The 9129-nt window shown below is 67.9% G+C and carries 8 protein-coding genes and 1 tRNA gene; 4 read left to right on the top strand and 5 right to left on the bottom strand.

Annotation, left to right across the window (positions count from 1 at the left end):
- Nucleotides 1-93: 93 nt before the first annotated feature.
- Entirely contained in the window at nucleotides 94-648 is a 555-nt protein-coding gene (locus IE277_RS45820) for a GNAT family N-acetyltransferase (protein ID WP_229882572.1), read from the bottom strand.
- A gap of 268 nt (nucleotides 649-916) precedes the next feature.
- Between IE277_RS45820 and IE277_RS45815 the strand changes: the two genes are divergently transcribed.
- The gene (locus tag IE277_RS45815; RefSeq protein ID WP_268252746.1) at nucleotides 917-2245 is read left to right on the top strand and encodes a patatin-like phospholipase family protein; all 1329 of its coding nucleotides are present in this window, start codon (nucleotides 917-919) and stop codon (nucleotides 2243-2245) included.
- A gap of 448 nt (nucleotides 2246-2693) precedes the next feature.
- Here the strand turns inward: IE277_RS45815 and IE277_RS45810 are convergent, their stop codons facing one another.
- A complete protein-coding gene (locus IE277_RS45810; protein ID WP_189959965.1) occupies nucleotides 2694-3623 on the bottom strand; it encodes a LysR family transcriptional regulator in 930 nt (309 codons plus the stop codon).
- A gap of 71 nt (nucleotides 3624-3694) precedes the next feature.
- On the opposite strand from IE277_RS45810, the gene IE277_RS45805 reads away from it, so the two are divergent.
- Nucleotides 3695-4621 (top strand): dihydrodipicolinate synthase family protein, encoded by a 927-nt coding sequence (locus IE277_RS45805; RefSeq protein WP_229882571.1) that lies wholly within the window; start codon nucleotides 3695-3697, stop codon nucleotides 4619-4621.
- A gap of 117 nt (nucleotides 4622-4738) precedes the next feature.
- Nucleotides 4739-5791 (top strand): aldo/keto reductase, encoded by a 1053-nt coding sequence (locus tag IE277_RS45800; RefSeq protein ID WP_189959961.1) that lies wholly within the window; start codon nucleotides 4739-4741, stop codon nucleotides 5789-5791.
- Between the two features lie 47 nt (nucleotides 5792-5838).
- On the opposite strand, the gene IE277_RS45795 is transcribed toward IE277_RS45800, so the two are convergent.
- Nucleotides 5839-5931: transfer RNA gene (locus IE277_RS45795), tRNA-Cys, on the bottom strand.
- Nucleotides 5932-6177: 246 nt separating this feature from the next.
- On the opposite strand from IE277_RS45795, the gene IE277_RS45790 reads away from it, so the two are divergent.
- The gene (locus IE277_RS45790) at nucleotides 6178-6993 is read left to right on the top strand and encodes a class I SAM-dependent methyltransferase (RefSeq protein WP_189959968.1); all 816 of its coding nucleotides are present in this window, start codon (nucleotides 6178-6180) and stop codon (nucleotides 6991-6993) included.
- 166 nt (nucleotides 6994-7159) lie between these two features.
- Here the strand turns inward: IE277_RS45790 and IE277_RS45785 are convergent, their stop codons facing one another.
- Complete coding sequence (locus IE277_RS45785; protein ID WP_189959959.1) at nucleotides 7160-7819, bottom strand: hypothetical protein; 660 nt, start codon at nucleotides 7817-7819, stop codon at nucleotides 7160-7162.
- A gap of 325 nt (nucleotides 7820-8144) precedes the next feature.
- The gene (locus IE277_RS45780) at nucleotides 8145-8564 is read right to left on the bottom strand and encodes a helix-turn-helix domain-containing protein (protein WP_189959957.1); all 420 of its coding nucleotides are present in this window, start codon (nucleotides 8562-8564) and stop codon (nucleotides 8145-8147) included.
- Nucleotides 8565-9129 lie beyond the last annotated feature (565 nt).

Raw genomic sequence — 9129 nt, 5'->3', positions numbered from 1 at the left:
CGGGCTTCTGCGGTCTCCCGCGCTGCCCTTCACGAGTACTACGGTGCCAGAGCGGCCTGATGGACCGCTGACGTGCGGCTGACGGATGGTCCGCTACCGCTGTTCCCACTGCTCCCTGGTGATCTCGTACCGTACGCCTCCGTGCTCGGAGCCCTCGACCATCTCCATGTCGGGGGGAGTGGGGATGGTGTCCGCGAGCGTCATCTCGAGCTTCTCCATGATGTTGCGTGAACCGTGGTTCACGGACATCGTCTCAGCCCAGACCATGCGCACACCGAGCTCCGCGAACGCCTTGCCCAGCAAGGCCCGCGAACCCTCGGTGGCGTAACCCCTGCCCCAGGCCGCCTGCCGCAGCCGGTAGCCGAGTTCGACCTCGTCCAGTGGTCCCTCCGGCTCGGGACGCAGGATGAACCAGCCGATGAACGCACCGCCGTCCTTCTCGTGCGCGGCGAACAGTCCGAGGTCGCCGCCCCACTTCTCGTAGCCGGCGAGGATGTTCGGCAGATGGCGCTCGCGGACGAGCTCCGGCGCGGTCGGACTGCCGCCGGTCAGGTAGCGCAGGGCCAGGCGCTCGGTCTCCAGGCAGGTGTCCACGAGTCCGGCTCCGGGGGATGCCCGGCCCGCACCGAGACCGGCTGTCTCAGGCACTGGGCCGGACGGTGCAACGAGGGCTGCACTCAGATGCACGCTCACGTACCCCGACCTATTTTCGCCCCATGGCGAACTTTTTCCCGCCGACTGCGGCACGCCCTCTGAGTCGCTCGGAGACCCGCCTCGCACTGGTGATGAATGGTGGTGTGAGCCTCGCGGTGTGGATGGGCGGAGTCACCCACGAGTTGGATCTGCTCTGCCGGGCCTTCGCTGATGCGCCGGAGACCCCTTTCGCCGACGACCGGGACGCCGCCGTCTTCGGAGTCTGGAAAGAGCTGGCCGCCACGGTGGACACCCGGGTGGTCGTCGACATCATCGCGGCACCTCCGCCGGCGGAATCAACGGCATGGTTCTCGCCACCGCTCTGGGCCGTCAGGCGCAGCTGCCCGACCTACGAGCTCTGTGGGACAGGTCTGCCTCGCTGAGCGAGCTGCAGGAGCCCAAGTCGCCCACCAGCCTCCTCAGCGGAGACGCGTTCACCAACAAGATCCACACGGCGCTGCAGGCGATCGGTGCCGACAGCAGCCTGGCGCGGCCGCCGCAGCCCGTCACCCTCTACGTCACCGCCACCGCGCTCGACGGACTCCCCCGGTCGTTCACCGACGGCTTCGACAACCGTTTCGACGTGCGTGACCACCGCCGGCTCTACCGCTTTCACCGCGATCGGATCGTCGAGTACCGGCAGACGCGCGAGGGCTGGGACTTCGCGCGGCCTCGGCAGGTGAACGACTTCAGTTCTGCCCACACCGCGGTTCTGGTGGACGCCGCCCGCGCCACCGCCAGCTTCCCCGGCGCCTTCCCACCCGTGAGCGAACAGCCGCTGATGGCCAACCGGGTCTTGCCGAAACTGATCCACAACGACCGGACGAGCTGTGTCATGGACGGCGGCATCCTGGACAACGCCCCCTTCATGCCCGTACTGGAGTCCATCACCAAGCGCAGACTGGACGCCCCGGTGCGCGAACGAGTGGTGGTGTTCATCGTGCCCTCCACCGGACGGCTGAGGGAACACACGAGCCAGGATCCGTGCGAGCAGCGGCAATGGCCGGGTGTCGCCGCAAGCGCGCTCCGCTATCCGACGGAGGCCGACTTCCGCTCCAGCACCGAGGAACTGGGCGCGCGCTTGAACACGACCATCCGGGACACCCAGTTCGACCTCTTCAGCCGTGCCCGTATGTCACGGGCCGTGGCCGCCATGCAGCACCGCACCGCACTGAGCCTTTTCCCCGACTACCGCCGCAACCGCGCCCGCGCGGTCCTCCTGGACGTCCGTCGGCGCATGGCGGACACCGAGTCGGTGACGCCTCTCGTCGCGACGCCGGAGCTGAGCATCGCCGACGTCGAGGCTCCTCGCCGGGAGGGACCCCAACTGGCTGCCGCCCGCCCGAAGCCGCAGACTGGCGGGCTCGCACGAGGAATGGCACTGGGGCCTGATCACCTGCGGCGCAAGCACGTGCGCCGTAACCGAGCCGTACGCGAGCCCCAGGCCAATGCGCAGAGAAGCTTGGTCGTCATCGAACTCGACCTTTCTGACCCCCTCCCGCTCGTCCATATAGCAGAGTTCGACGGCGCGACGGAGCAACGACTCACCTGACCGGGCGGTGTCGATCGTGGCTGTGCCGAGTGCGGCATGGCTGAGCCAGCAGTCCTCGAGCCTCAAGTTCGCTCACAAGACTGCGGCTGACAGCGCGGTCGACCGCTTGCCGCAGATTCCCGGGAATTCCCACGCCGACCTACCTGTGAGAGCGCGATTTCGTCGAGCCGCCGGCCGCGTCCCTGCCATCGGTCAGCACACCATCCACGGTATCCATCCCGTCACGCGCAGGTCGGGAGTCAAGGCGGCGACACACATCGCAGAGACCACCATGCGACACCCGTCATCGAGTTCATCGACCGGCAGGGCCAGCCCGTCAGGTTCCGGCCCCCCACGACGGGGACGGGGCTGGCCCTCGGAACCCATGTACCGGGCGCTGAGTTTGTTCTCCCTCCTCGTTCTCACCAACGGATCCACCGCCAGACGTCAGGGACTCATGGGACACGCCCTAGGAGGCGCGGACGGTGCCCACCGCTGTTCGCGCCGCCGACACGAATGCTGCGATCGCCGGGTGCGTCCCGCCGCCCGCGCGGCAGGCGACCTTCGAGCGACGGAAGAGGGGCAGCCGGGTAAGGACCACGCCGTCGGGGGCGTGTGCGGTGGCCATCTCCGGTACAAATCCGGCACCTTGTCCGACGGCGGCCAGTGCCAGGACCGTGCGGAAGTCGTTGACCTGGTGGCGGATGCGCGGCTGGAAACCAGCCGCCTGACAGGCGCGTACGGCCATCGCGTGACCGGTCGTACCGTCCCGGGCCGTGATCCACGGGGACGCGGCCCACGGTCCCAGCAGCTCCGCCAGAGTGTCGCCGCGGGCGGCAGGATCGGTGGCGAGGGCGCTGTCGGTGGGGCCGCCCGTGGCCAGGTACATCGGCTCCTCCAGCAGGGGCACCTGGTCGACCGTGGTGTCCGGTGACGCGGGCACGAAGTCGTAGTCGTGGACGAGAGCCACGTCGAGTTCGCCGGCGCGCAGGCCGTCGGAGACCCGCGCCGAGTCGATCTCCTGCACCATCGGTTCCAGCGCGGGATGCCGCCGGGCCAGTTCGGCCAGCGTGGCGGGCACGATCGCGGGGCCGCCAGAGGGAAACGTCCCGATCCGCAGCGGCCCGCCGATGCCCTCGCGCGCCCCAGCCAGCTCGGAGACCGCCAGTTCGAGACGTTCTAGGACCGCGTCGGCGTGGCTGACGAGGGTACGACCTGCGGGCGTGAGCACCACCCGTCTGCCACTTCGTTCCAGCAAGGGCACGCCCGCCTCGCGTTCAAGCACGCCCAGCTGCTGGGAGACGGCCGAGGCGGTGAAGGTCAGTGCCTCGGCCACGGCCGCGATGGTGCCGCGTCGGTCCAGTTCGCGCAGCAGGTGGAGACGTCGGACATCAAGCATAAGGTGATCTTACGCATCAGCGTAGAAATATGAACTGGATCTACTGGGTTTATGTCGGTCAGGCTGGGCGTATGAAGCCCGAAGCAAACCTCACCGGCCTGTTTGTCCCCTTGGTGACCCCGTTCACCGACGACCTGCGCCTTGCCCCGGACGCGCTCGCCCGGCTCGCCGATGAGGCGCTGTCGGTCGGCGGAGCGCGCGGACTCGTCGCCCTGGGCACCACCGCGGAGGCGGCCACCTTGACCGCCGAGGAGAAGCAGGCCGTGGTCCGCATCTGCGCGGCCGCCTGCCAGGCACACGGAGCTCCGCTGATCGTCGGTGTCGGCACGAACGACACCGCCGCCGCCATCACGACGCTGCGGGAGCTCGCCCAGAGCGGTGACGTCGCCGCGGCGCTGGTTCCCGCGCCGCCCTACACCCGGCCCGGTGAGGCGGGAACGCTGGCACACTTCACGGCACTCGCCGAACACGGCGGCCTGCCGCTGGTCGTCTACGACATCCCGTACCGCACCAGTCAGCGCCTCAGTACCAGCACGCTGAACACGCTCGGGCACCTACCGGAGGTCGTCGGCGTCAAATACGCGACCGGCGCGATCGACGCGGCCGCGATGGAACTGCTCGGCTCGCAGACACCGGGCTTCGCGGTGCTCGGCGGCGATGACGCCGTCATCTCGCCGCTGCTCGCAGCGGGCGCCCGCGGCGGCATCCTGGCGTCGGCCAATGTCCGCACCGCTGACTACACCGACCTGGTCTCGCTGTGGCAGCGCGACGCCGCCGAACCGGCCCGCAGGCTGGGAGCCGAGCTGGCCCGCCTGTCCGCCGCCCTCTTCACTGAGCCGAACCCGACCGTCATCAAGGGTGTGCTACACGCCCAAGGCCGCATCCCCAGCCCGGCCGTCCGGCTGCCGCTGCTGGCCGCCTCCGCCGATTCGGTCCGGCGGGCGGCAGACCTGGCCACCGCCCGGACCCACCACGCCCACCAAGAGGCCGCGGCCTGACACGGGCACGTGGTGCGGCGGCCGCGCCGCCAACTCCCCACCCCCACGACGCCCTTGCCTTCGTGTGCGCTCCAGCACCTACCGTCACGGCTACGACCTGTTTGAAGGGGAACCACCGTGCGTTACACACTGTTCGGCAAGACCGGTCTGCGCGTCAGCGAGCTCAGCCTCGGGGCCATGACCATCGGCGATGACATGGGCTGGGGTGCCGACAAGGAGACCAGCGCCCGGATCCTCGATGCCTACGCGGACGCCGGCGGCAACTTCATCGACACGGCGAACATCTACACCCACGGCAGTGCGGAGCGCATCCTCGGCGAACTCCTCGAAGGGCGCCGCGAGGAGTTCGTACTGGCCAGCAAGTACACCTGCGGGTTCCCCGGAGGTGATGTCAACGCGGCGGGCAACCACCGCAAGAACCTCGTGCAGTCGGTCGAAGCCAGCCTGAAGCGGCTGCGTACCGACCGGCTCGACATCCTGTGGGTGCACGCCCGTGACAACTTCACCCCGGTCGACGAGGTGATGCGCGCCCTCGACGATCTCGTACGTAGCGGAAAGGTGTTGTACGTAGGCGTGTCCGACTGGCCAGCCTGGGAGATCGCGCAGGCCAACACCCTTGCGGAGCTGCGGGGTTGGACAGCATTCGCGGGATCGCAACTGCGCTACAACCTGCTGGAGCGCACACCCGAACGCGACCTTCTGCCGCAGGCCCGTGCGTTCGACCTGGCCGTCCTCGCCTGGGCGCCGCTGGCGGCCGGGAAACTCACCGGCAAGTACCGCCGGGGTGAGACGGGCCGCCTCGATGCCTGGGGCGACAAGCCGAATCCGCAGGAGGAAGAGGTCATCACCGCCGTCCTGGAGATCGCCGAGCAGGGCGGCTGGAGCGCGGCCCAGGTGGCCCTGGCCTGGCTGCTCGGCCGCCCCGGCAACGTCGTTCCGATCGTCGCGGCCACCAAGGAGAGTCAGCTCGCCGACAACCTCGGCTGCCTCGACGTCCGCCTTGACGCCGACGCGGTCGCCCGTCTCGACGAGGTGAGCGCCGTATCGCTCGGCTTCCCGCACGACTTCGTACGGGAGCCGTCCGTGCTCACCAACATCTACAGCGAATACTGGCCCAAGATCGATGACCGGCGCTCCTCTTATCGCCGCACGGCCACCGACGTTCGCTAGTGCCGGATTTCTCGAAGGATGTACAGCCCGGGCACGGCCGGATCAGGCGGAGAGGGCAGGATTCGAACCTGCGTGGACCGCTGGGGTCCGACTCTGGGCTGTTGCCCTGGTCCCCGATGAGCCGCTCCGGGCACCTCTCCTCGTGTCGGGCCTCTGCGGTCTCCCGCCCCGCCGTTCACGAGTACTACGGTGCCAGAGCGGCCTGATGCGCCGCTGACCCATTGCTGACGGGTGGTTCTGTACACCCACGCCCTGATGTGGTGTATGTCCCCGGCGTCATAGCCCGGGACAAGGCGTTCACTGGCTCCACTCATCAGGTCCTCCTGGAATCGGTCATCTAGGCTGGCGCGGTGACTGATGAGCAGGAGCGGGTGCAGCCGTCGGGAGTGTGGGCCACGTCGGTGGGGGTGGCCAGGGTGCGGGCGCTGGAGACCGAGCGGGAGGACGCGCTGTTCCGCGATCCGCTGGCTCAGGCCTTCGCCACCGCCGGCGGCCTGTGGCCCTCCTCGCCGCCGCTGCCCGATGACGAGGCCGCGCGACGCCGCCGGCTGGCCGTGTCGTTCTCCATCGTCATCAGGACGAAGTTCCTCGACGACCTGTTGCAGCAGGCCTCCGCGTCCGGGGTCCGGCAGGTCGTGCTGCTCGGCGCCGGCATGGACAGCCGGGCCTTCCGGATGGACTGGCCCGAGGGCACCCGGCTGTTCGAGGTCGACACCGCCGCGCCATTGGACTTCAAGGCTTCGGTGCTGCGCCAGGAGCGGGCCGTCGCACGCTGCGAGCGGATCACCGTCGCGGTGGATCTGCGTGAGGACTGGCCAGGCGCGCTGGTCGCCGCAGGGCACGACCCGGCGGTGCCGACCGTGTGGATCGCCGAAGGACTGCTGATCTATCTGCCCGAGGAGGCGGTGGAGCTGCTGCTGGCCCGGATCAGCGCGCAGTCGGCGGCAGGCAGTCGGATGGGGCTGACGTTGGGCTCACGCGGCGTGATCGAGCGCTTCGGCGCGGACGCCGAGCCGGGATCGGCGGCGTCCATGTGGGTCTCGGAGATGCCCGACGACCCGGTGGGCTGGCTGGCCGGGCACGGCTGGGAGGCCGAAAGCCACACCCTGCGCGAGCGCGCTGCCGCCTACGGCCGCCCGATCAGCACCCCGCCGCAGCGCGAGGAGCGGCCCGGCGGACTGATCTCGGCAGTCCGCCGGTAGAGCGCCTCCCGCCACGCCCGGTATCACTGCGCAGCACAAACGGAGAGGTCAGCTATGTCACGCCACTGGCGCCGAACCGGCACACCGCACCCTGACCAGTGAGCCTTTCCCGAGCATGTCAGACGGCCCGCCGGTCAGGTCGGCGGGCCGTCGGGGATACTGCGCGTCAGTTCAGAGGAATGTCGAAGTTCTTTGCGGGGATGGAGGCGCCGCCGGACGTCTTCGCGGCGAGGCGCTTGTACCGAAGCACAAGCTTCTTCGTGTCCTTGCCCGGGGTGAACGCGACCCAGCCGGTCGTGGTCTTGCCCGTTTCGGCGTCGGGCAGCGGCGGGTATCCGGCAGTCTTGAGCTCGTCGTCGAGGATCGTGGTGCTCGCCTGGTCGATCCCGTTGGGCATGCCCGTGAGATAGAACGAGTCGGCGCCGAAGGTGTCGTAGTACTTGCTGCTCGCCGTCACCTTCAGTTCGACGAGGACGACCTCCTCATCCGCCAGCGCGGAGTACTTGCTCTTCGAGGCGGCCGAAGGCTGGTACCCGCTCACGTACTTGAGGACGGTCGCTTTTTCGCCCATCACGTCGTCGGTGAACGACTTGTTCACTGTCACCGGGCTGCCGGACGACCCGCTGTCTGCGCCGGCGGACGACGCCGATGCGCTGGGGGTACCCGCGGCGCTGGTGTCACTCGGAGCGGGGGCCGACGTTGTCTGCGACGGCGAGGCGGTCTTGTCGGACGAACTGCCCGAGTCATCGTTGCACGCGGTGAGTAGCGCGCTTCCGGCGATTATCGCCGCCGCGACAGGAAGGAAGGTGCGAATATGAGCGCGCATAGCGCAAACCCCTTAAATTCGAATGCGAGCCCGAAATCAACCGCTTTGGCTGTTTTCGGGCCGCCCCGTTCACTCGAATGATCAACAACGGCTCGCAACTATACACGCGGCCAACCTCCGTTCCCGAGACCTCCTGCCATTTTACGTAAAGCAAGCCATCCGAACTCCTGGACGAGTTCGCCCTGTAGCTCACGAGGATGGTTTGTTGTGTAGATCCGCCGTCGGTTCGGGGGTGAACCGGCGGCGAATCGTCTACAGCGTCTGACCCTTTTCCTTCGCCGTCAGATAGGTCTGCTGGAGTCTGCGTAGGGGCTGGGTTTCTGGTTCAGGCGGTGTGGGGGAGGTTGGCGGTTTGCGCGGCGAAGCGTTGGCGGCGTTGTTCGGTGAGGCGTTGGGGGTCGCCGGCCTTGATGTCGGGGATGGGAGTGGCTGTGGTGGCGAGGCGGCCGCCGGTGATGAGGGGGTGGAGTTGGTGTTCGCCGCGTTTGTGGAGCCAGGCGAGTCCGCATTGGCGGAGCTCGCGGAAGCCGCGGTTGACGGCTGGTTTGGCGGCGCCGAGTGCGGCGCACATTTCGTCCTGGCTGATGTGGGCGGTGCCGGTGTCGGGGTCCTGGAGGGCGAGGAACATGTCGAGGACGCGTCGGCCGGTAGGGGAGATGTCGACCAGGGCGAGGAGCTGCAGGACGTGACGGGAGATAGTGACTGGCTCGTCCGTCGGTGGACCGGGGATGTAGGAGCTTGTCACGGGGCCTCGATTCCGTTTGGTGCGCCGCCTCGGATCGAGGATATGCCCGTGGGGTTCACGCGGTCTTCTTCGCCTTCCGGAACGGCCGTCGTCGACGGAGCGGTACGACGCCCTGCCTGCGCGTACAGGGTTGTATAACATGCCAGGCGAGCGATGTTCTGTGGAGTTACGTGCAGATTGCTGGTGAAGTGTTTGATGGGGTTGTTCTATTCGTCTGTGTGTATGCATCTGGCCTTCCTCGGCTGCGATGTATTCATTCTGGGTGAATACATTGCGTGTGTTTCTGCAGGTCAGAGAGGTGCTGGTGTCTGTTAAAGGGGGGTGCACCCTCGATGTGTCCGAACGGCGCCTTCCGAGGCTCACTTATATAGCACGCGCGATTGAGGGTTGGTAACTCTGTTCTGTTGGAGCGAGCTGATACATGATCAGGTTTAAGTCCCCTTGGCGCACTCATGGGCTCTGAGCGTGCCCGGTATGGCTGAGTGTGTCGGTCGGTGTCGTTGGGCAGTGGGTTTGTGGGGTGGGTGTGTCTGGCGTGGGGTTGTGCAGGTTGGCTGAGTGGGGC

The sequence above is a fragment of the Streptomyces alanosinicus genome (assembly GCF_014650595.1).
In the GTDB taxonomy this organism is placed as follows: Bacteria; Actinomycetota; Actinomycetes; order Streptomycetales; family Streptomycetaceae; genus Streptomyces; species Streptomyces alanosinicus.
This window is presented reverse-complemented; position numbering and strand designations above follow the sequence as displayed.